Genomic DNA, 20,408 nt, shown 5'->3' on the forward strand with positions numbered 1-20,408 from the left:
GGCAAAAAGCGATATTTTTACGCAAAAATGCAAAAAATTCCCTGCGGACCGTGGTGGCCGCGCGGGAAAAGCGATTCAGCAAATTGAGGGCCAAATCGAAAATCGATTAGGCTGGCGGCAGGGACGCCCAAGGCCTTGAGTCATCCGTGGAGTCGGGTGCGGATTCCATGGTAGTGGATGGCGATTTTGGAGACGTAGTTGACGGTCTCTTCAAAGGACGGGACGCGGCCATAGGTGGCGTAGAAGGGGGCCTCGTAGGCGGTGGTGCCGAGGCCGGCGTTATAGCCCGCTGTGGCGGCGAGGATGTTGCCCCCGCGGGCGCGCAGATGCCGGGCCATCATGCGCACCATGGCAGGCACGGCGAAGCGCGGCAGGGTGCGCTGGTCGAAGGCGGTAAGAAAGGCGTCGTCTTCGGCGTTGAAGATGGAACGTCCCTCGAAGTTGGCTTCGAGGTAGGCGCGGAAATTGCGCCGGGCGCTCTGGAGATCCGCCTGCAGGGCGTCTTGCTGGTCCCAGATGCGCTGCCATTCTGTGGCCGTGCGTTTGGCGGCAGATGGGTTTTTTTGGGTCAGGTGCACCAGCTGGCGCAGGCCCTGTTCCGGGCGGGCGAAGAGGTCTGGGTGCGCGCGGCGGAAATTCCGTACCGTGGCGCGCAGCGTTTCGGCGCGCAGGGCTTCGTCCTGCCACTGGGGCTCTCGCAGCCCGGCGCTGATAAGCGGGGCGTCGGCGCACACCATGCCGTATTCCTTGGCCGTGGTGCGGATGAACTGGCACATGCCCACTGCCAGGGAAGAGGAGATGGCAAATTCGTCAAAAAAGGATTCCGCCAGGATCTGCCCCATGAGCCAGGCCGGATCCACGGGGTACACCTCGGCGTTGGCGCTGATGGCGGGCAGCATGGCCTCTGCGGCCAGGCGCATGCGCGCAAGGAGGTCCACCTGGGCGAGGGGCTTTTTCCAGAGGGGAAGATTGCCGGTGGCGTAGGCGGTGGCCACGAAGTCGTAGGTGGCTTGGGCCAGACGCCGGGCGAAGTCCGGGGTGCGGATCTCCGCGAGCAGAGGCTCGGGGTTCGGGCTCTGCATGATACGGATGGCCCATGGGGGCGTTTGTACGGTCAATGTGTCTTCTGCGGGCATGGCCGTGTTTTCTTCTTCTGCTGCAGGCACGCCCAGGGGTTCGCCCGAAGAATGGGTGGCGCAGGCCGTGGCAAAGTACGGCAGCAGGGCGGCGGCCACGGTGGTCTTGAGATAGTCGCGTCGGGTCATGTGGGGTCTCCGGCAAGGGTCATGCGGGCGACGATTTTGTCGAAATAGCGGGAGTTTTCTTCGGTGAGCAGTGGGTTTCGGAGTTTGGCCTTGAGGATGCGCACCTCCAAAAGCCGCATCTGGCGCAGGGCTCGGGCGGGGTCGCTTTCCCGCTCCAGGCACTCGATGAGCGAGCGGATTTCCCGCTGTTCCGCAACCTCCGGGGGCACGAATCCGGCGTTTTTGAGCACCGTGTAGGCCATGCGCAGCTCTGGCGGGACGCAGGTGTCGTCTTCCAGGTTCAGGGGCTTGCCTGCGCCCGGGAGGTTGTCGAACTCCCCGCGGGCCTGGGCTTCGAGGATGGCCTTTTCCGCCAGTTCCGTCCACAGATTCATGGCGCAAGAAGCGGGTTGATGCGCCGGCGCAGTGTGGTGGCGTTGGTTTCGCCAACGATGCTGGCATGGATGCGGCCGGCGGGGTCGATGATGAAGGTATGGGGGATTTGGGTCACACCAAAGGTTTCGGCCACGTCGCCCTGGTCGCGGAAAGACGGATAGGGCGGCGGCGTGCGGGAGAGGTAGGCTTCGAGGGCGTCCGGGTCATAGTCGAGGCTGATGCCGATGATCTCCAGCCGGCCGCTGGGATAGGCGGCGCGCAGGCGGGCGAGCTCCGGCATCTCTTTGATGCACGGCCCACACCACGTTGCCCAGAAGTTGAGCACCACCACTTTGCCCCGGTGGGCGGCAAGCAGGCGCATGAGGTCGCGGGTGGTGATGTCTTGGGCGTGTCCAGCCTCGGCGAACCCAAGAAAGAGCAGGGCGCAGACGACGGCGAGAAGGCGGCGGGGCATGGGGCTCCTTGGCAGGAAAAAGGCAAATCTTGGAAAAGGTCTACGCAAGGACGGGCCGCGGGGCAAGGGGGGCTTGGCTATACTTTGCCGGGGGATCCGGGTAGGGGGTGGATGCCGCGCGGTTGCGGGCTGCATGCGGCAGACGGAGGAGCATGGATGCACGTCGTCGATCTCTCGCACCCCATCGAAGAAGGTATGCCGGTGTACCCGGGGACGCAACCGCCGTCCGTGCGGCTGGCGAGCGCCGTTGCGGAACACGGTTTTGCGGAGCGGATCCTGACCCTGACCACACACACCGGCACCCATGTGGACGTGCCTGCCCACCTGCTGGCGGGCGGCAAGACACTGGATGATTTCCCCGTGGCGCGGTTTCTGGGCAGGGCTGCGGTGGTGGACGCCACGGGTTGCGTCGGCCGCACCATCGGCCTTGGGGATCTGGAGCCCTCCCGCCAGGCTATCCTGGGCAGCCGTTTTGTCCTTCTCCACACGGGCTGGAGTCGGTACTGGGGACGTGATGCCTATTTTCAGGGTTTCCCCGTGCTGGATCTGGAGGCTGCGGCCTGGCTGGCCGCCCAGGGGCTTGGGGGTGTCGGGGTGGACGCCCCTTCCGTGGATCCCATGGACGGCGGAGCGGATGGATCCTATCCCGTGCACCGCGTGCTGCTCGAAGGCGGCATGGTGATCGTAGAAAACCTGACGGACTTGCATCTGCTGCCGCAAGAAGGGGCGGTGTTCGCGTGTTTTCCCCTGCCTGTGCGCGGCGGCGACGGTGCTCCCGTGCGGGCCGTGGCCTTCTTCGGCGCGGCGGGTGGAGAGCATCGGCGGTGATGCAGGCAGATGTTCCGCTGCGGAGCGCTTCGTGCACATATTCGGGGGAAGGCACACGCCGCGTCGAAGCATTTGCAAGAGGATGTGGACATGAACGCCAACCATGCGAAGACGCTGTGCATTATTGCCGGCCCCAATGGTGCGGGAAAAACCACTTTCGCGCTGGAGTATCTGTCGAGGGCGGCGGGGTTTGTCCGGTTCATCAACGCAGATCTCATTGCCGCTGGGCTCTCTCCATTGGCGCCTGAACGGGCGCTGTCCGCAGCCAGCCGTATTTTCTTGGGCCAAATTGAAGCGTGCATTGCCAATGGCGAGAGTTTTGCCTTCGAAACTACACTCTCTGGACGTACCTATCTGCGATTGATTGATCGATTGCATCAGGATGGGTGGAGAATCGAACTCATATATCTTGCTTTACCGAATATAGAAATGTCCAAGATGCGCGTTGCTGAACGGGTCGCCCATGGTGGTCACAATGTGCCTTCTGTTGATATCGAACGTCGTTTTCCGCGCAGCCTACGCAACCTGCTGGATGAATTCAGTCATCGTGTTGATTCTGCACCTGTTTCATGAACCATGGAGAGCGTCCGGTATTGGTTTTTGAACAGTACGGAATATATCGAAAGATTGTGCATAATGACTATTATCGACTTTTACTCGAGGAGGCCCGCCGATGAAGACGTCGCACGAGAACGATCCATCACCGGAAGCACAACGGCAATGGGAAACACTGCAGCAGGCCGTTACCAAGGCGCTGGAAAAAAAGCGGCGTCTTGGGCAGTACGCCGTGGTTTGGAGAGACGGAAAGCCGGTCCTTCTCGGCGAGGATGCCCCCAGGAGCAAGGAACCCGCGTTATGAGGTGAGGGGGCGCTTGGCGTACGCGGCGGCGACGGCGCTCCCGTGCGGGCCGTGGCCTTCTTCGGCGCGGCGGGGTGGGTCACGGGCGCTTTCGGTTTACGAGAAGAGGGCGGTGCTGATCCAGGGTAGGCCGCGGGGGCACAAAAAAAGGCCCGCATGCATACGGGCCTGGTGGTCGTGGGTGGTGGAGATGAGGGGGATCGAACCCCTGACCTCCGCATTGCGAACGCGGCGCTCTCCCAGCTGAGCTACATCCCCACGCGACGTGAGAGCCCGCCTCTACGGAAGGAGACCGGCGGTTGTCAACGCCCTTGTGGGCCGAAAACCCGCTTTCGGGTCATTTTTTCTTTCCTTCGTCCGGAATCCTGCCTCGTGGATGTTGCCGGCAGCGGGCGTTGCCCGTATGGCAGCGGCCATGCGTTTGCCGGACACCTTTGTCGATGTTCTGGAAATCCTGGATCAATTGGGCATGTTCCACATGGATCTGGGCCTGGGCCGCATGGAGACGGCGGTGGCGCGTTTGCGGCTGGGGCAGACCGCGCCGGTGATTCATGTGGTGGGCACCAACGGCAAGGGGTCCACGGCCAACTACTGCGCCGCCCTGGCCATGGCCCACGGCCGGAGGGTGGGGCTCTATGTCTCCCCGCATCTGGTGGACGTGCGTGAGCGCATTCTGGTGGATGGCCGCATGCTCCCCAAGGGTATGTGGGTGGAGGCGGCCCGGGCCGTTCTTGAGTCCTGCGCGGATTTGGGACTCACGTATTTTGAACTCGTGACCCTCATGGCGGTGTGGAGTTTCCGTCGCCTGGAGGTGGATGTCATGGTGCTGGAGGCCGGCCTTGGCGGCACCTATGACGCCACGTGTGTGTTTGCGCCGTCCGTGGTCCTGCTCACCCCGGTGGGGCTGGACCACCAACGCGTGCTCGGCCCCACCCTGGTCCACATCGCCCGCGACAAGGCCGGAGCTGTGGGGCGGTGCCCGGCCATTGCCGCCCCCCAGGCGCCGCAGGTGCTGGAGGTGGTGCAGGCCAAAGCCGCCCAAAGTCCCTGGCCGGTGTGGGTGCTGACCACCCCGTGTCAGGGCGCGGTGGCGGTGCCGGATGGGCCTGTGGTGGACGCCTCGTGGCTTCCGGGGCAGGCGTCCTTTCAGGTGGAAAATGCCGCCTTGGCCGTGGCGGGATGGATGCGCCTTGCGCGGCGGCAGGCTTGGCCTGTGGACGAAGCCGCCTGCCGCCGGGCCGTGGCCGGGGCGCGCTGGCCGGGACGGCTCCACCAAGACGGAAATATTCTCGTGGACGGCGCGCACAACACCATGGGGCTTCTCGCCTTGGATGAGGCCTTGGGCAGTCGGGTGTTTTCCTGGGGGATATTTCAGTCCATGCGGGACAAGGAGCTGGACGCCGCCGCACTTGCCCGGGTACGGGCGCGGTGCCGCCGGATGCTGGTGCCGGAGCTCCGCGGTGTGGAGCGGGCGTGGCCGGCGGCGGATCTGGCGCGGATGGTGGACGGTCAGCCGGTGGCAAGCGTAGCCGAGGCCGTACGCCAGGTTGCGGGAGCAAGCGCCTTGGTGTTTGGCTCGCTCTATCTGGTGGGCGCGTACTTTGCCAGCCGTGGGATCCTGCCGGTGCGAGCATGGGAGGATGGGGAATTATGAGCGAACTTGGGGCGTTTTTTCGGTCGATTCCGGCGGTGGACCGCATTTTGAATGCCTTGGAGGCCGAGGCGGCGCTGGCGGACTCGCCGCGCGCCCTGGTGCGCGAGGCCGTCGGCCGCTTTTTGGATCTGGTGCGCGAAGAGATCCGCCAGGGGGCCGTGGCCTCGCCCGCGGATTTGGCCTTGGAGCGTCTGCTTCCGCGGGTGCGCGCCTTCGTGATCCAGGCGGCCCGCCCCAAACTGCGGCGGGTGATCAACGCCACGGGGGTGGTGGTGCACACCAATTTGGGGCGCTCGGTATTGGCCGCCGAGGCGGTGCAGGCGGTGGTGCAGGCCGCTCAGGCGTATTCCAACCTGGAGTTCGATCTCGCCACCGGCCAGCGCGGCAGCCGCTACGTCCATGTGGAAGAGCTGTTGTGCCGGCTCACCGGGGCCGAGGCCGCCATGGTGGTCAACAACAACGCCGCCGCGGTGCTTCTGGTGCTCGACACCCTGGCCAAGGGGCGGGAAGTCATCGTCTCCCGCGGGCAATTGGTGGAGATCGGCGGCTCGTTCCGCATCCCGGAGGTGATGAAAAAAAGCGGCGCCATCCTGCGGGAAGTGGGGGCCACCAACCGCACCCATGTGCGCGATTACGTGGAAGCCATCGGCCCGGATACCGCAGCCATCATGAAGGTGCACACGTCCAACTACCGTATGGTGGGCTTCGTGCAGGAAGTGCCGGCCGAGGAGTTGGTGGCCTTGGGGCGGGCGCACGGCCTGCCGGTGGTGGAAGATTTGGGAAGCGGCAATCTCATGGACTTCAGCGCCATAGGTCTCGGCCAGGAGCCTACCGTTCGTCAGGTGGTGGCCGCGGGGGTGGACGTGGTCACCATGAGCGGGGACAAGCTTTTGGGCGGCCCCCAGGCGGGTATCATCGTGGGCCGCGCCTCGGTGGTGGAGCGGCTGCGCAAAAATCAGCTCACACGGGCGCTGCGCATCGACAAACTCACCCTGGCGGCCTTGGAAGGCACCTTGCGCCTGTATCTGGACCCGGAGAAGGCCAAAACGCGTATCCCCACCGTGGCGCGTATCCTCATGGATCCAGAGACATTGCGGCGCCAGGCGACCCGCCTTGCCCGCCGGTTGCGGCAGCGGCTGGGCGCTCGGGCGCAGGTGACCGTGGCCCCGTCCGTGTCCCGGGTGGGCGGCGGCGCTTTTCCGGAACAGGACCTGCCCACCTTCGTGGTGCGCGTGCTCCCGGCAAAGCTGCGTGCCGACGCCGTGCGCCAGCGGCTCCTTGGCCTGGACGTACCGGTGGTGGTGCGGGTGGAGGAGGACGCCGTGGTCCTGGACCCGCGCACCCTGCTTGCTGGAGACGACCGCGGTGTGGAGCAGGCGATGGCCTCCGTGTTGTGTGCAGAATCTTCCCAGGAGTGAGCACATCATGCGACGAGGACCACAGCAAGACTTGGTGCGGCCCCGGGTGCTGGTGACAGGGGGCGCGGGATTTATCGGCTCCCATCTCTGCGAGCGGTTGTTGGAAGCCGGCGCCGATGTCCTGTGTTGCGACAATTTCTATACCGGCCAAAAAGATCATCTCCACAAGATGCTCGGGCATCCGCGCTTTGAGCTCTTGCGGCATGACATCACGTTTCCCCTCTACGTGGAGGTGGATTCCATCTACAATTTGGCATGTCCCGCATCGCCAGTGCATTATCAATTCGATCCTGTGCAGACCACCAAGACCTGCGTGCATGGCGTGATCAACATGCTGGGGCTGGCGAAGCGCACCGGCGCGCGGATTTTGCAAGCATCCACATCGGAGGTCTATGGCGACCCCGAGGTGCATCCGCAGCATGAAGATTACATGGGGCATGTGAACCCCATCGGGCCCCGCGCCTGCTACGACGAAGGCAAACGCTGCGCCGAAACCCTGTTCTTCGATTACCATCGTCAGCATGGGGTTGCCATCAAGGTGGCGCGCATCTTCAATACCTACGGGCCGCGGATGCACCCCAACGACGGCCGGGTGGTCTCCAACTTTATCGTCCAGGCCCTGCGCGGGCAGGACATCACCATTTACGGCGACGGCCTCCAGACGAGATCTTTCTGCTATGTGGACGATATGGTGGAAGGACTGGTGCGGTTGATGCATTCGGACGCACAGTGTATCGGGCCGATCAATCTCGGAAACCCCCAAGAGATCGCGGTGGGGGAGCTCGCGCGCATCATTATTGATATTACCGGCTCTTCCAGCCGCATCCGCCACCTGCCGCTGCCGGAAAACGACCCCAAGCGCCGCTGCCCGGACATCACCCGCGCCCGGGAGCTTTTGGGGTGGCAGCCCACCGTGGACCTCAGGGAGGGGCTTGGGCGAACCGTAGCCTATTTTGACGCGCTGCTTGCGCGCCGCGCATAAGGAGTATGCATGGACCGACTTTGTGTGCGCCCGGAAGTGGAGGCCTTTCGGCCCTACGTGCCGGGCCGCTCCATCGAGGAAATTCAGGACCAGTACGGCCTTTCCCAGGTGATCAAGATGGCCAGCAACGAAAACCCGCTGGGGACATCGCCGGTGGTGCAGGAGCGTTTGCGCCGGGCCGCGCCCTTGGCCTTCCGCTACGCCCAGGCAGGGACCCCGCGGCTCAGTGCGGCCATCGCCCGGCATGTGGGGGTGGACCCGGCCATGGTGGTTGCCGGCAACGGCTCGGATGAGATCATCGACCTCCTCATCCGGGTGGTGCCCCGGCCCGGGGAAGACCACGTGCTCGCCTTTCGGCCGTGTTTTAGCATCTACGAGACCCAATCCCGGTTTGCGGGCATCCCTTTGCGTCAGGTGCCGCTGCCCGAGAGTCTGGATTTCGATCTGGATGCCTTGGCGGCCGCAGCCACGGAGCGTACTGCACTGGTGTTCCTCACCAATCCGGACAACCCTTCGGGCCACGCCGTTCCGGCCGCAGCCGTGCTGGACCTCCTGGGCCGTCTGCCCCGTCGCACCTTGTTAGTGGTGGACGAGGCGTACGTGGATTTTGCCGACCCCATGGACCACTACACGGTGCTTGCACAGGTGGCGGCGCACCCGCGCCTGGTGGTGCTGCGCACCTTTTCCAAGATGTACGGCCTGGCAGGGCTGCGTTTGGGCTTTGGGGTCATGGCGCCGAGGTTGGCGGACCTCCTCTTGCGGGTCAAGCTCCCCTTCAGCGTCAATGTGCTCGCCGAGCAGGCCGGGCTTGCAGCCCTGGAGGACGAGCTCTTTGTGGAAGAGACCCGGCGGGTGGTCCTGGAAGGCCGCGCCTATCTCTTCGAGGAGCTTTCGCGGCTGGGATGCTCGCCGCGGCCGTCGCAGGCCAATTTCCTCATGTTTTGTCCGCCCAAGCCTGCGGATGAAGTTTTCCAGGCGCTCCTTGCCCGTGGTATTATCATTCGTCCGCTTGCCAGCTACGGCATGCCCCAGTGGCTGCGGGTGAGCGTGGGCACTGCGGCGGAAAACCGTCTTTTGATCCGTCATCTGGAGGAGGTGCTGGCATGAGGCTCGAAGGGATGCTGGGCAGCAGCGCTTGGGGAGGCCGGTCATGAGTCGTCTCATCGTGACCTTGGACGGGCCGGCGGGGGTAGGCAAGACCACGGTGGCGCGCATGCTTGCCCAGCGTCTGGGCATCGCCTACCTGGACACCGGCGCCATGTTTCGGGCCGTGGCGTGGAGCCTGGGAGAGGGGGCGTGGGAACTGCCTCAGGACGACCTGCTGCGGGCCTTGTCACGCATGGACTTCGAGCTGGAAGGTGCCGGGGAGCACTCCACGCTGCTGCTCAACGGCGTGCCGGTGCCTGCGACCATCCGCAGCGAGGAAGTGGGGCTCTGGGCTTCGCACATGGGGCGGATCCCTGCGGTGCGCGAATTCTTGCGCCGCAGCCAGCGGCTCATTGCCGCGGATGTGAGCTTGGTGGCCGAAGGGCGGGATATGGGCTCGGTGGTCTTTCCCCAGGCGCCCCACAAGTTCTTTCTGGACGCCGATCCCATGGTGCGCGCCCGGCGGCGCTATGCGCAACTCCAGGCCATGGGCATGGATGCGGATCTGGATCGCCTGGCCACGCAGATCCGCATCCGTGACGACCAGGACCGCAATCGCGCCATTGCCCCGCTGCGGCCGGCGCCGGACGCGGTCCTCATCGACACCGGACAGGCGGATGCCGCAGGCGTGCTCGCCCGGATCCTGGCGCACATGGGCTATGACGAGCCCAACTCGCGCTTGGCGTGCTCCCACAGTTGATCTTGGGCGGCCGGGTCCAGGTCTTCCAGGCGTGCGCCTTGGGCCCGGGCCAGCGCTTCCATGTGGGCAAAACGCCGCAGAAACTTGATGACCGCCCGGTGTAGCGCGGCGTTGGCCTTGATGCCGTAGCGGCGGCCGTGCTCCACGAGGCTGAAGAGGTAGTCGCCGAATTCTTCTTCCTTGCGTTCGGCGTCCTCTCCGTCTCGCACCGCCAGCCATTCCGCCCATTCTTCGTCCAGTTTCCGCTCGTGCTCGCTGTTGCTCGCCCAGGTGAAGCCCAGCCGCGCTGCCTTGGCCTGGACGCGGTAGGCCCGGGCAAGGGGCGGCAGGGAGGCGGGAACCGAGTCCAAGGCCCCTTGGGGGGCGTCGTCTTTTTCTGCTTTTTCCGCCTTTTTGATGCGCTCCCAAGTGGCGATGATGCTCGTCATCTCTTTGCTCGCATCGCCGTAGACGTGGGGGTGGCGGCGGATCATCTTGGCCTCGGCCTCGCGGGCGGCGTGGGTGAGGAAGTCCGGCTGATCCCGCTCCAGCAGACGGCCGATGAAGAGAAGGATGAAGAGGGTATCCCCCCATTCCTCGGCGCATGCCGCCATATCACCGCTGCGAATGGCGTCCACCAGTTCGCAGGCCTCTTCCAAGAGGTATTCGGCCAGGGTGTGGGGGGTCTGTTTTTGGTCCCAGGGACAGCCCGAAGGACCGAGTAAGGTATCGATGACCGCAAGCAGCGGGCTGAAATCAGGAGCCATGGAGCATCTCCTCAAGGGTTTGGGGGAGTTTGCGCAGCCGCTCCAGGGCGGATCTGCCTGCTTCAAAGCGGCGGCGCAGGTCTTCCGGGACAAGATGTTGGAGCGCGGCCTCGTTGGCCCTGTTGATGAGGGGGACAAGGCGGGATGTGGCGATGAAGTCGGTATGCGGCGGGACGAAGGCGGTGACGAGCAGCACCGCCACGCAGGCCAGTACACCGGCCTTGGCAAACCCCATGGCCCCGCCGGCCAATCGGTCCAGCCAACCGAGGGACACGAGGCGCAGGATCCCCCGGAGCAGGCGGGCGGCCCCATGGAGCAGGAGCACCGTGGCAGCCAAGAGCAGGACGAAGGCGGTAAAGCGGGCAGCGCCCTCTCCGAGGTGTGCCGTACGCATGACCCATGGGGCCAAGAGCTCGTAGCCGGAACTGGCCACCAGGAAGCCGACGAGGATGCCTGCCAGGGAGGCGACCTCGAGCACCAGGCCGCGCAGCACCCCCCGCACGGTAAAGACGGTGGCAATGGCAATGAGCACGGCGTCCAGGAGATTCATGGGCGTTCCTTGACAGGGGGAAGCGGCCTTCCGTAGAGATGCAGGTCTTGTGTTTGGAAACTCAAAAAAGCGAGGCGACCGCATGGCATACGATATTCGGCTTGTAAAGTTGGTCGGTGGGGACATGGTGCTGGGGAAATGGAACGCGGAGCGGGAAGTGTTGCAGGACCCGGCCGTGCTCCAGACTCTGCCCACGGCCCAAGGCGGGGTCCAGATGCTCCTGCTTCCCTTTGGCTATCCCTTTGATACGGAAATAGAAGGGGAAATCGACGGGCGCCATATCATCTATCACTACAAGTCCGTACCGGAGGAGCTCAAGACCAAGTATTTGGAGGCCTCGAGCAACCTCACTTTGGCGACTCCGGGCAGCCTGGACCTGTCCGGCCTTGGCGGCAAGGTTACGGACTTCGGGAAAATCATCAAATAGGGCGCGGACGGTCTTCGCGCCGAAAAGGGTGGCCCGGCCCACCCTTTTTTCGTCTTTATTGCATGAAAGAACTCCTCCCTCTTTTTTCCCGTCCCAGCCACTACCTTGGTACCGAGATCGGTGCGGTGCACAAGGAGGCGGCTGCGGTGCGGGTGCACGTGGCCTTGGCCTTCCCCGACCTCTATGAAGTGGGGATGTCGTATTTAGGACAGCGCATCCTATACGGGGTACTCAACGCGCAGCCATGGATCTGGGCGGAGCGGGTGTTTGCCCCCAGCCCGGACGTAGGGGAGCTTTTGCGCTCCCGGCAGGTCCCCTTGGCTACGCTGGAGAGCGACACCCCCTTGGGGCGGTTGGACGCGGTGCTGGTGAGCCTCACCCACGAGCTGTGCTATACCACGGTGCTGTGGATGTTGGAGCTTGCGGGCATTGCGCTGCGCGCCGCAGACCGGGGGCAGGCAGATCCTCTCGTGGTGGCTGGCGGCGGCTGTGTGTTCAACGCTGAGCCCTTGGCGCCGTTCGTGGACGTCATGGTGCTGGGCGACGGAGAAGAGGCGGTGCTGGATCTGGCCCGCGCCGTGGATCAGGCCAAGGCTGCGGGGTGGAGTCGGCAGGAACTCTTGGCGCATCTTTCCGAAATACCTGGTTTTTACGTCCCTGCATTTTTTACCCCGGACGCCGGCGGCCGCATGCAGGGGCCGGCAGTGGTACGCAAACGCGCGGTGCCCCATCTTGATGCGACGCCCTTTCCTACGCAGCAGATCGTGCCCTTCGGCAAACCGGTGCACGATCGCCTTACCGTGGAGATCGCCCGGGGCTGTACCCGGGGCTGCCGCTTCTGCCAGGCGGGTATGATCTACCGGCCGGTGCGCGAGCGGGCCGTCTCCACGGTCACGCGGCTCATCGAGGACGGGCTGGCGGCCACCGGGAGCGAGGAAGTGTCTTTTTTGTCCCTCAGTACCGGGGATTTTACCGGCCTTACCCGGCTCTTTGCCGAAACCTACTCCCGGTGCCGGGCGGAGCAGGTGTCCATCGCCCTGCCTTCCTTGCGGGTGGGGTCCGTGCCGCCCGAGCTCATGGCCCTTTTGGCCAGCATCCGGCGCACCGGTCTCACTTTGGCCCCAGAGGCCGGCACGCAGCGTCTGCGCGATGTCATCAACAAAGGCATCACCGAAGAGGCGCTGTTGCGCCACACCTCCCAGGCGTTTGCCTTGGGATGGCAGCAAGTGAAGCTCTATTTCATGATCGGGCTGCCCACGGAAACCGACGAGGATCTGCTCGGCATCATCGAGCTGTGCCGTAAGGTGGCGGAGACCGCGCCGTCGCGCAAGCGCCTGCAGGTGACGGCGGCGGTATCGCCTTTTGTGCCCAAGGCACATACGCCCTTCCAATGGGAGGCGCAGATCTCGCGCGCTGAGGTGGAGCGGCGGATCGCTTTTTTGCGCCAGGCTGCCCGGCCCTACAAGTTTGTGCGCCTCAAGTGGCACAGTCCGGCCATGACCTTTCTGGAGGGGGTGTTCTCCCGTGGAGACCGGGCCTTGGCCCCGGTCATCGAAGCGGCCTTGGCCCGCGGGGCCGTGCTTTCCAGCTGGGAAGACCACTTGCAACTCGATCGTTGGATGGAGGCCTTTGCGGCTTGCGGCGTGGATCCCGAGGCCTACCTTGCCGCGCGCGACCCGCACGCCCCATTGCCGTGGGATCATCTCAGTTCCGGGGTCACTCGGGAGTTCTTGCTGCGTGAACGGGCGCGTGCCCTGGCCGGTAAGACCACTCCCGATTGTCGTTTCGGCGCCTGTCGGGCCTGCGGGGTTTGTCCTGGAGAGGACGAGGCGCTCGCCCCGCGCCTGCAGCCGGAAACCGAGGCCGAGGCCGAGGCCGTGGCCCCGGCGGTGGAGCAGGTGGATCTTACTGCCCGTGAGGCGCGTTTCCGCATCGTCTATAGCGTGCTCGGCCCCGCCGTGTACTTGAGCCAATTGGAGCTGCAACGCCTGTTTGAGCGGGCGTTCCGACGCGCCCGGATCCCCCTTGCCTTTAGCGCCGGTTTTCATCCTGCACCGCTCATGTCCTTTTCTCGGGCTTTGCCGGTGGGAGTAGGGAGTTTGTGCGAAGGGATGGAGATCTTCACCCGAGAGTGGGTGTCCCCGCAGGCCATGGCTACGCTGGTCAGTGCCGAGCTGCCGACGGGCATGCGCGTGGTGGAGGTGACCCCGTTGCCGCTCACCGGCAAAATGGCCGAGGCTGTGGAAGAAGACTTTGAGGTCACGTGCGTGGACCCGACCGCGCGCTGGCGCTTGGCCGACCAGTGGGCGGCGTTCCAAGCCGCCTCGTCGTGGGTGGTGGAAAAGCCCTCCAAGCGGGGATCACGCTCCGTGGACGTACGCGCCATGGTCCAGGCGGTGCGGGAGGTGGAAAACGGCTGGGTGGTGACGTTCTCCTGGGAGACGGAGGGCTATGCAAGCCCCCTTTGGGTGCTGCGTGCAGTGGATCCAGATTTTGATTTGGCCCAGGTGCGGGTGGTGAAAGTGGCGCGGCGCATGGAGGCCGGCCGCGCCACCGAGAAATAGGCTACTCGGCGGCAGCCTTGGCGATGCCGCGCTTTTCCCACAGGCGCATGTCCTGCATCTTTTTGCGGCGATCGCGGGCCAGGGATTTGGCCACCAGGGAGGTGTCTTTCTTGTAGCCCCATTTTTCCTTGTATTCTTTGGGGCTGAGGCCATGGGTGGCCAGGTGGCGTTTGGTGAGGACCTTGAAGGTTTTGCCGCACTCCATGCAGGTGATGGACTTTTCGCGGATGGCCTTTTTGGGGTCCATGCCCTCCATGGGCTCCCCTTCTTCAGGAGCGGTTTCCACGGCAACGTTGCGGATGCTCGTGGTCAATTTTTTGAGCATGGAGGTGATTTCTTCTTCGGTCATGGTACGCACGCTGGCTTGTGCTTTGACGATTTCCAGAGCTTGTTTGAGATAATCTTCCATAGGTCGGTCCTCCTATTGTGGGTCGATGAACATATAAAGGTTGCTAGGAACAAAGTGTTCTGTTGTCAATATGCAGAAGGCGCTGTTGGATTTTTTTTTCGTAGATTTATTTGAAGGAGATATGCCATGAGTGTTCCCAAAGCTGCGGTGCGCGAAGTTGCAAAAGTGTTTCATTTTGAGTTTTGGCTGCGGTACTATTTCATTCAAGAGGCGGAAGACGGCTTGCGCCTCGTGCTCACCCCGGAGCAGGAGATGCAGATGCGCCGCTCTTTTCCGGAGATGTGGGAGCTGGTGGAGCGGCTCCAAGAGGAGCCGTTGTCGCCGCAGCTTTCGCAGCAGGCGGTGGGCGAGTACCTTCAGCTCTACGTGGAGGGGAAGAAGTTTGCGCCCAATACGGTGCCCAATGTCTTGGATTCCAAAGACTTTGAAGTGGAGATGTACCTCTTTGACACCTGGGTGGAGCTCCACGAGGACCAGTTGATGGAGAAGATCTACGGCTTCGACTGGTGGATGCATGTCTATGAGAAGTGGCGCGAGGGAGAAGGGGCCAAGCACATGGAGGAGAGCCTGAAAAATCAAGTCAAACAGCATAGCTCGCCCACTGTGCACTAATGGAGGACGGAACGTTCGTGCACGGCGGTGCAGTCCACGCCGTGGCCCGGACCTTGGGCTGCGGCGTGAGTGAGATCCTGGACTTCTCCGCCAGCATCAACCCGCTGGGACCGCCTTCGTGGCTGCGGGCCGTGGTGGCGCGCAGCCTGGATATCGTCCAGCATTATCCGTGGCCGCGGGCGGAGCCCGTACGCGAGGCGGCGTCGCGGCGCTACGGCGTGGCCGAGGCGCGTCTGGTGGTGGGGGCGGGCTCTTCGGAGCTGGTGTTTGCCCTGCCCCGGGTGGCTGGGCTTGGCCGCGCCGTGATCCCGGTGCCGTGCTACAGCGACTACCCTCGGGCCGCGGCAGCCGCAGGTCTGAGGGTGGAGCTGGTGCCGCCGGGACCGGGGTTGGCGGTGGATCTTGCGGCCGTGGAGCAGGCGTTGGCCGCGGGTCCGGCATTGGTGATGCTGGGGCATCCGGGAAACCCCGTGGGGCTGCCTTTGCCGACGTCGGCCGTGACGGCCCTTGCCGCGCGGCACCCGGCGAGCCTGTTCGTGGTGGACGAGGCCTTTGCCGACTTTCTTCCCCCGGGCACGCCGCGGTTGGTGGCCGGCGACAGTCCCAACGTGGTCGTCCTCGTATCCCTCACCAAGATGTACGCCATCCCGGCCTTGCGGGTGGGGCTTGCGGCGGCGGACCCGGAAATCGTCCGCCGCTTTGAAGCGGTGCTGCCTCCGTGGAACGTCTGCGGCCCGGCCCAGGCTGTGGCCCAGGCCGCCCTGGACGACGTCGCCTTTGCCGAGGAGTCGGCGCGCACGCTGGCCTTGTGGCGGCGGGATTTGGTGGAGCAGCTCAGGCGCCGTCTTCACTGGCGGGTGTACGCGGGACAAGCCAATTACGTGCTCTGCGAACTTGCCACAGACGCCCGGCCCGTGGTGCAGCGCCTGGCCGCGCAAGGCATCCTGATCCGCGGCTGCGGCACCATCCCCGGCCTGGATCACCGGTTTGTGCGCTTGGCCGTGCGCCGGCCTGAAGACCACGCCCGGCTGGTGGCGGCGCTGGATGCCTGTGCTGGAGTTTCCCGCAAGCGTCGGTCACGCCGCACCCCGGCCCTCATGGTGGCGGGCTGTTCGTCCGATGCGGGAAAAAGCCTTTTGGTGGCCGGACTCTGCCGGGTGCTGTGGCAGGATGGGGTACGGGTGGCCCCCTTCAAGGCCCAAAATATGAGCCTCAATTCCGCGGTGACCCCGGAGGGCGGCGAGATGGGCCGGGCCCAGGCCCTGCAGGCGGCGGCGTGCGGCCGCACGCCGGACGTGCGCATGAACCCGGTGCTCCTCAAGCCGCGTACGGATACGGGTTCCCAGGTGATGGTCTTGGGCAAACCCTGGGCGGATCTGGACGTGGCCGGCTACCACCGGGCCAAGGAGCAGCTCTGGCCCGTGATCACCGATGCCTATGCCCGTTTGGCCGCCGAGGCCGATGCCGTGCTTCTCGAAGGCGCCGGCAGTATCGCCGAGGTGAACCTCAAGGCCCACGACGTGGTCAACCTGCGCATGGCCCGGCACGCGGGCGCTTCGGTGCTCCTGGTGGGCGACATCGACCGCGGCGGGGTCTTTGCGTCCTTCGTGGGCACCATGGAGGTGCTTGAACCGTGGGAGCGCGCCCTGGTGGCCGGCTTTGTGGTGAACAAGTTTCGCGGCAGGCAGGACCTTCTTTTCCCGGCCATGGACTACGTGGAGCGATTCACCGGCCGATCGGTGTGGGGGGTGATTCCCTACCTGGATCGCCTGGGGCTTCCGGACGAAGACTCGGTGGCTTTCAAGGCGGCGGCCGCGGCCCACGGCGCAGGTCCGGTCACCGTGGCGGTGGTGGATTTGCCGCGTATCGCCAACGTCACGGATGTGGATCCCCTGCGTCTGGAGCCCGATGTGCGGGTGGTGCGCGCCCGGGCCCCGGAAGACCTGGAGGGGGCGTGCGTCATCATCCTGCCGGGCTCACGCAGCGTGGCTCAGGATTTGGAGTTCCTCCATGCCTCCGGCCTGGCCGCGGCCCTGCGGCGGGCGGTAAGCCGCGGCGTGGAGGTCATCGGCATTTGCGGCGGGCTGCAGATGCTGGGGACCGCCATCGCGGACCCCGAGGGCGTGGAGAGCCGCCTTCCGGCGCGGCCCTTGGGGGTGCTCGCCGTGGAGACGGTGTTTGCCCCTGCCAAGGAGTTGGTGGCCACCGCCGCCCGCCATCTGCCCAGCGGCCTGGAGCTTTCCGGCTATGAGATCCATCATGGCCGCACCCGGCCGCTGGGAGAAGTGACGCCGGTGGTGGTGCGGCCGGACGGCACCGTCATCGGCTGGGGACACGGCCGGGTGTGGGGTACGTATCTCCACGGCCTCTTCGACGCGGATCCCTTCCGCTGGCATCTGGTGGACGGCTGGCGCGCTCGTTTGGGGCTTGCGCCCCGCGGGCCAGGGGCGGTGTACGACGTGAACGCCGCCCTGGACCGCTTGGCGCAGGCGCTTCGTCAGGGCCTGCCCATGGAGCGGGTGTACGCCGCCTTGGAGCGCTCGGCTACCACACGGTGCGTACCTTGACGCCGTGCTGGGCCATGACCTCCTTACATTGGGCGATGGTGTATTCGCCGTAGTGCACGATGGAGGCGATGAGGGCCGCCGAGGCCCGGCCTTGGGTCACGGCCGCGGCCATGTGCTCCGGGGTCCCGGCCCCGCCTGAGGCGATGACCGGGATGCGCACGGCATCGGCGATCCTGCGGGTGAGGGTGAGCTCGTAGCCGTCCTTGGTGCCGTCGGCATCGATGGAGTTGACACACAGTTCGCCTGCCCCCAGGCGTTCGGCCTCTTGGGCCCACCACAGGGCGTCGATGCCGGTGCGTTTGCGTCCGCCGTGGACGACGATCTCATAGCCGGACGGGATTTCCGGGGTCGCCGGCACCCGGAGGACGTCCATGCCCACCACGATGCATTGGGACCCGAAGGCCGCAGCCCCTTCGCCGATGATGGCGGGATTTTTCACCGCCGCTGAGTTCACGGACACCTTCTCGGCCCCGGCCAGGAGCACGTCGCGCATGTGCGCCACGGTGCTGATGCCGCCGCCCACGGAAAAGGGGATGAAGATCTGCGCCGCCACCTGCTCCACCACCCGCAGCATGATGCCCCGGCCTTCGTGGGAAGCGGTGATATCGTAGAAGACGATCTCGTCCGCGCCTTCTTCGTAGTAGCGGCGGGCGGTCTCCACAGGGTCGCCGATGTCCACGTTTCCTTGGAAACGCACCCCCTTGGTGAGCTTGCCGTCGCGCACGTCCAGACAGGGGATGACGCGCTTACTGAGCATGGGAGACCTCCTGGCAGTAGGCGAAGAAGTTGGAAAGCAGAGTGAGCCCAGGGCGGCCGCTTTTTTCCGGATGGAATTGCACGGACCACAACCCGTCTTTGCCGTGCACGGAGCAGAAATCGAGGCCGTAGTGGGTCATGCCGATGACGTAGCGGCTTTCGGGCACCGGGTAGTAGGAATGCACGAAGTAGAATTCGCTGGCCGGGTCGATGCCGTCAAAGAGCCGGCAGGGTTGGGTGAGGCGCACCGTGTTCCATCCCATGTGCGGGATGGCGATGGGATGTCCGTCTTCGTCGGTCAAGCTGGCGTCGAAGCGCTGGCAGCGGCCGGGGATGATGCCCAGGGTCGTGGCCTGATTCTCTTCGCTGGCCGTAAGGACGATCTGACACCCGAGGCAGATGCCCAAAAGGGGTTTGCCGGCGGCGACCAGCTCTTTGAGCAGGTCGCCCAGGCCCGTGGCCGTGAGGTGGGCCATGGCCGAGCCCGCAGCGCCCACCCCAGGGAAGATGACGCCCTGGGCGGCGCGAAGCGTACCCGGATCGGCGGTGACGGTGCAGGGGATGCCGAGATGATCCAAGGCGCGGCGCACACTGGTGAGGTTGCCGGCCTGGTAGTCGAGGATGGCGAGCATGGCTCCTCCTTAAGAAGCGCGGGTAGGAAAGCGTTCTGGCGAAAACCAGCGTATAGTCCAGGGAGCGTGCAAATCCAAGTCCTTCCGCACGTCTTCCCCCGGGAGGTGCTTGACAAGGTGCCTGGGGTGCAGAAATCCGCACATGGCGCGCCTGTGGCAGCTGGTGCATCCGGCTGGTGCACGGCGCGTTTGATGGGCATGTACCCAATCGGAATATGAGGAGAAACCAATGGGACGGTGTTGTGGAGGCAGCTGCGCCATCGACGCCCTGCATCAGCGGCAACGAGGAACGTTGCTCATGGTGCTCGGCATCAATGCATTGATGTTTTTGGTGATCTTGGTCGCAGCGCTGTATGGGAAATCCACCGCGCTCCTGGCCGACAGCCTGGACAATCTCGGCGATGCGGTGACCTACGCCCTCAGTCTGTACGCGGTTTCCCGCGGCAATGCCACCAAGGCCAAGGTGGCCTTCTTCAAAGGGATGCTCATTTTCGGCGCAGCGTGCGCGGTGCTCGCCCAGGTGGTGTACAGGCTTTTTGTCCCCACGGTCCCCATTTTCGAGGTCATGGGCGCATTCAGCGTCATCGGGCTGCTGGCCAATGCGTTGTGTCTGTATCTTTTGTGGCGGCACCGTCATGAAGACATCAACATGAGCTCGGTGTGGGAGTGCTCGCGCAATGATATCGTCTCCAACATTTCGGTGTTCGTCGCGGCCGGAGGGGTGTGGCTCACTGGATCCAAGTGGCCGGACATCCTTGTGGCTTCCGGGCTTGTGTGGTTCCTTTTGCGTTCGGCGCTGCGTGTGATCGTCGGGGCGCGGGCGGCCTTGCGCTCCGAAAGTGCGTAGGTCCCCAAACCAGGGCGCGGGCGGTCCTGCTCGGCGCTCGCCGAGCGCCACCCATGGGGACGAAATTACGGCACGGGGGCGCTTTGGGGTACGTTTGCGACTGCTTCCATGATGTTGTCGAGGGAGGGTGTATGCCGACGAAGTATTCCCGTTGGGGACTGATGTTTTGGGTGGCCATGCCCTTTGTGGCCGGCTGGATTGGCTCGCGCTTTGTCCCTGGTCCGTGGTACGCTGAACTTATCAAACCCAGTTGGACCCCGCCGGATGCGGTCTTTGGCCCGATGTGGTCGCTGCTCTACCTGCTGATGGGGATCGCCGCCTGGCTGGTGTGGCGGGAGGCGGGATTCGCAGCGGCGCGCGTGGCCTTGGGACTTTTTGTGTTTCAGCTCGTCCTCAATGCCCTGTGGTCATATCTCTTTTTTGGACTGCACCGGCCGGATCTTGCGTTGGTGGACATTGTGCTGCTGTGGCTCGCCATCGTGGCGACCATGATCGCCTTCTGGAAGATTCGTCCGCTGGCCGCGTGGCTGCTTGCGCCGTATTGGGCTTGGGTGAGCTTTGCCGCGGTGCTCAATGGGCAGCTCTGGCGCCTCAACAGCTAAGGCGGGGGCCCGCGA

22 protein-coding genes and 1 tRNA gene are annotated in these 20,408 nt (G+C 64.7%); 14 read left to right on the forward strand and 9 right to left on the reverse strand.

Annotated features, from left to right (window positions below; genetic code table 11):
- Window positions 1-140 precede the first annotated feature (140 nt).
- Genes BR00_RS09540 through BR00_RS09550 form a run of 3 tightly spaced genes read right to left on the reverse strand, consistent with a single transcriptional unit; the run spans window position 141 to window position 2,094 of the window.
- Window positions 141-1,265, reverse strand: a complete 1,125-nt coding sequence (locus BR00_RS09540; RefSeq protein ID WP_496477366.1) for a transglycosylase SLT domain-containing protein — start codon at window positions 1,263-1,265, stop codon at window positions 141-143.
- Entirely contained in the window at window positions 1,262-1,639 is a 378-nt protein-coding gene (locus tag BR00_RS09545; RefSeq protein ID WP_496477367.1) for a DnaJ family domain-containing protein, read from the reverse strand. Before BR00_RS09545 ends, BR00_RS09540 begins: the two co-directional genes overlap by 4 nt.
- On the reverse strand, window positions 1,636-2,094 hold the full coding sequence (locus BR00_RS09550; RefSeq protein WP_496477368.1) for a TlpA family protein disulfide reductase: 459 nt from the start codon (window positions 2,092-2,094) through the stop codon (window positions 1,636-1,638). The genes BR00_RS09545 and BR00_RS09550 overlap by 4 nt, the downstream gene beginning before the upstream one ends.
- Window positions 2,095-2,250: 156 nt before the next feature.
- Here BR00_RS09550 and BR00_RS09555 point away from each other — a divergent pair, with 156 nt between their 5' ends.
- The 3 genes from BR00_RS09555 (at window position 2,251) to BR00_RS09565 (ending at window position 3,781) form a co-directional block, all read left to right on the forward strand.
- Window positions 2,251-2,922 (forward strand): cyclase family protein, encoded by a 672-nt coding sequence (locus BR00_RS09555; protein WP_496477369.1) that lies wholly within the window; start codon window positions 2,251-2,253, stop codon window positions 2,920-2,922.
- Between the two features lie 90 nt (window positions 2,923-3,012).
- The gene (locus BR00_RS09560; RefSeq protein ID WP_496477370.1) at window positions 3,013-3,495 is read left to right on the forward strand and encodes an ATPase; all 483 of its coding nucleotides are present in this window, start codon (window positions 3,013-3,015) and stop codon (window positions 3,493-3,495) included.
- A gap of 100 nt (window positions 3,496-3,595) precedes the next feature.
- On the forward strand, window positions 3,596-3,781 hold the full coding sequence (locus tag BR00_RS09565; protein ID WP_281750557.1) for a hypothetical protein: 186 nt from the start codon (window positions 3,596-3,598) through the stop codon (window positions 3,779-3,781).
- Between the two features lie 182 nt (window positions 3,782-3,963).
- Here BR00_RS09565 and BR00_RS09570 read toward each other — a convergent pair.
- Window positions 3,964-4,039, reverse strand: a tRNA-Ala gene (locus BR00_RS09570).
- Between the two features lie 145 nt (window positions 4,040-4,184).
- Here BR00_RS09570 and BR00_RS09575 point away from each other — a divergent pair.
- The 5 genes from BR00_RS09575 to cmk are packed head-to-tail and all read left to right on the forward strand — an operon-like array spanning window position 4,185 to window position 9,681.
- Window positions 4,185-5,435, forward strand: a complete 1,251-nt coding sequence (locus BR00_RS09575; protein ID WP_496477371.1) for a bifunctional folylpolyglutamate synthase/dihydrofolate synthase — start codon at window positions 4,185-4,187, stop codon at window positions 5,433-5,435.
- Entirely contained in the window at window positions 5,432-6,853 is a 1,422-nt protein-coding gene (gene selA, locus BR00_RS09580; protein ID WP_496477372.1) for an L-seryl-tRNA(Sec) selenium transferase, read from the forward strand. The genes BR00_RS09575 and selA overlap by 4 nt, the downstream gene beginning before the upstream one ends.
- 7 nt (window positions 6,854-6,860) lie before the next feature.
- Window positions 6,861-7,835, forward strand: a complete 975-nt coding sequence (locus BR00_RS09585) for a UDP-glucuronic acid decarboxylase family protein (protein WP_496477373.1) — start codon at window positions 6,861-6,863, stop codon at window positions 7,833-7,835.
- Window positions 7,836-7,844: 9 nt separating this feature from the next.
- Window positions 7,845-8,942 (forward strand): histidinol-phosphate transaminase, encoded by a 1,098-nt coding sequence (gene hisC / locus BR00_RS09590; protein WP_496477374.1) that lies wholly within the window; start codon window positions 7,845-7,847, stop codon window positions 8,940-8,942.
- Window positions 8,943-8,985: 43 nt separating this feature from the next.
- Window positions 8,986-9,681 carry a (d)CMP kinase gene (gene cmk, locus BR00_RS09595; RefSeq protein ID WP_496477375.1) on the forward strand — a complete coding sequence of 232 codons (696 nt, stop codon included), beginning with the start codon at window positions 8,986-8,988 and terminating at the stop codon, window positions 9,679-9,681.
- Here cmk and mazG read toward each other — a convergent pair.
- Together mazG and BR00_RS09605 are read right to left on the reverse strand one after the other, a co-directional pair.
- Window positions 9,639-10,427 carry a nucleoside triphosphate pyrophosphohydrolase gene (gene mazG, locus BR00_RS09600; protein WP_496477376.1) on the reverse strand — a complete coding sequence of 263 codons (789 nt, stop codon included), beginning with the start codon at window positions 10,425-10,427 and terminating at the stop codon, window positions 9,639-9,641. The two genes, cmk and mazG, sit on opposite strands and share 43 nt — an antisense overlap.
- Window positions 10,417-10,977, reverse strand: a complete 561-nt coding sequence (locus tag BR00_RS09605; protein ID WP_496477377.1) for a CvpA family protein — start codon at window positions 10,975-10,977, stop codon at window positions 10,417-10,419. The genes mazG and BR00_RS09605 overlap by 11 nt, the downstream gene beginning before the upstream one ends.
- A gap of 82 nt (window positions 10,978-11,059) precedes the next feature.
- Between BR00_RS09605 and BR00_RS09610 the strand changes: the two genes are divergently transcribed.
- Together BR00_RS09610 and BR00_RS09615 are read left to right on the forward strand one after the other, a co-directional pair.
- A complete protein-coding gene (locus tag BR00_RS09610) occupies window positions 11,060-11,404 on the forward strand; it encodes a hypothetical protein (protein ID WP_496477378.1) in 345 nt (114 codons plus the stop codon).
- 62 nt (window positions 11,405-11,466) lie between these two features.
- Window positions 11,467-13,968, forward strand: a complete 2,502-nt coding sequence (locus tag BR00_RS09615; RefSeq protein WP_496477379.1) for a TIGR03960 family B12-binding radical SAM protein — start codon at window positions 11,467-11,469, stop codon at window positions 13,966-13,968.
- A 1-nt stretch (window position 13,969) separates the two neighbouring features.
- Here BR00_RS09615 and BR00_RS09620 read toward each other — a convergent pair whose 3' ends face one another.
- Complete coding sequence (locus BR00_RS09620) at window positions 13,970-14,377, reverse strand: Ros/MucR family transcriptional regulator (protein ID WP_496477380.1); 408 nt, start codon at window positions 14,375-14,377, stop codon at window positions 13,970-13,972.
- 126 nt (window positions 14,378-14,503) lie between these two features.
- On the opposite strand from BR00_RS09620, the gene BR00_RS09625 reads away from it, so the two are divergent.
- Both BR00_RS09625 and BR00_RS09630 read left to right on the forward strand, forming a co-directional pair.
- Complete coding sequence (locus BR00_RS09625; RefSeq protein WP_496477381.1) at window positions 14,504-14,989, forward strand: hypothetical protein; 486 nt, start codon at window positions 14,504-14,506, stop codon at window positions 14,987-14,989.
- Window positions 14,990-15,006: 17 nt separating this feature from the next.
- Window positions 15,007-17,556: a cobyric acid synthase gene (locus tag BR00_RS09630; RefSeq protein WP_496477382.1), complete on the forward strand. Its 2,550-nt coding sequence runs from the start codon at window positions 15,007-15,009 to the stop codon at window positions 17,554-17,556.
- Here BR00_RS09630 and hisF read toward each other — a convergent pair.
- Window positions 17,534-18,313: an imidazole glycerol phosphate synthase subunit HisF gene (gene hisF / locus BR00_RS09635; protein WP_496477383.1), complete on the reverse strand. Its 780-nt coding sequence runs from the start codon at window positions 18,311-18,313 to the stop codon at window positions 17,534-17,536. The genes BR00_RS09630 and hisF overlap by 23 nt on opposite strands.
- Entirely contained in the window at window positions 18,303-18,944 is a 642-nt protein-coding gene (gene hisH, locus BR00_RS09640; RefSeq protein WP_496477384.1) for an imidazole glycerol phosphate synthase subunit HisH, read from the reverse strand. The genes hisF and hisH overlap by 11 nt, the downstream gene beginning before the upstream one ends.
- Before the next feature lie 229 nt (window positions 18,945-19,173).
- Between hisH and BR00_RS09645 the strand changes: the two genes are divergently transcribed.
- Both BR00_RS09645 and BR00_RS09650 read left to right on the forward strand, forming a co-directional pair.
- Window positions 19,174-19,791, forward strand: coding sequence for a cation efflux transmembrane domain-containing protein (locus tag BR00_RS09645; RefSeq protein WP_496477385.1), 618 nt, complete (start codon window positions 19,174-19,176; stop codon window positions 19,789-19,791).
- A 131-nt stretch (window positions 19,792-19,922) separates the two neighbouring features.
- Window positions 19,923-20,393: a TspO/MBR family protein gene (locus tag BR00_RS09650; RefSeq protein ID WP_496477386.1), complete on the forward strand. Its 471-nt coding sequence runs from the start codon at window positions 19,923-19,925 to the stop codon at window positions 20,391-20,393.
- Window positions 20,394-20,408: the final 15 nt, after the last annotated feature.

This window comes from Thermodesulfomicrobium thermophilum DSM 16697, from assembly GCF_059568695.1.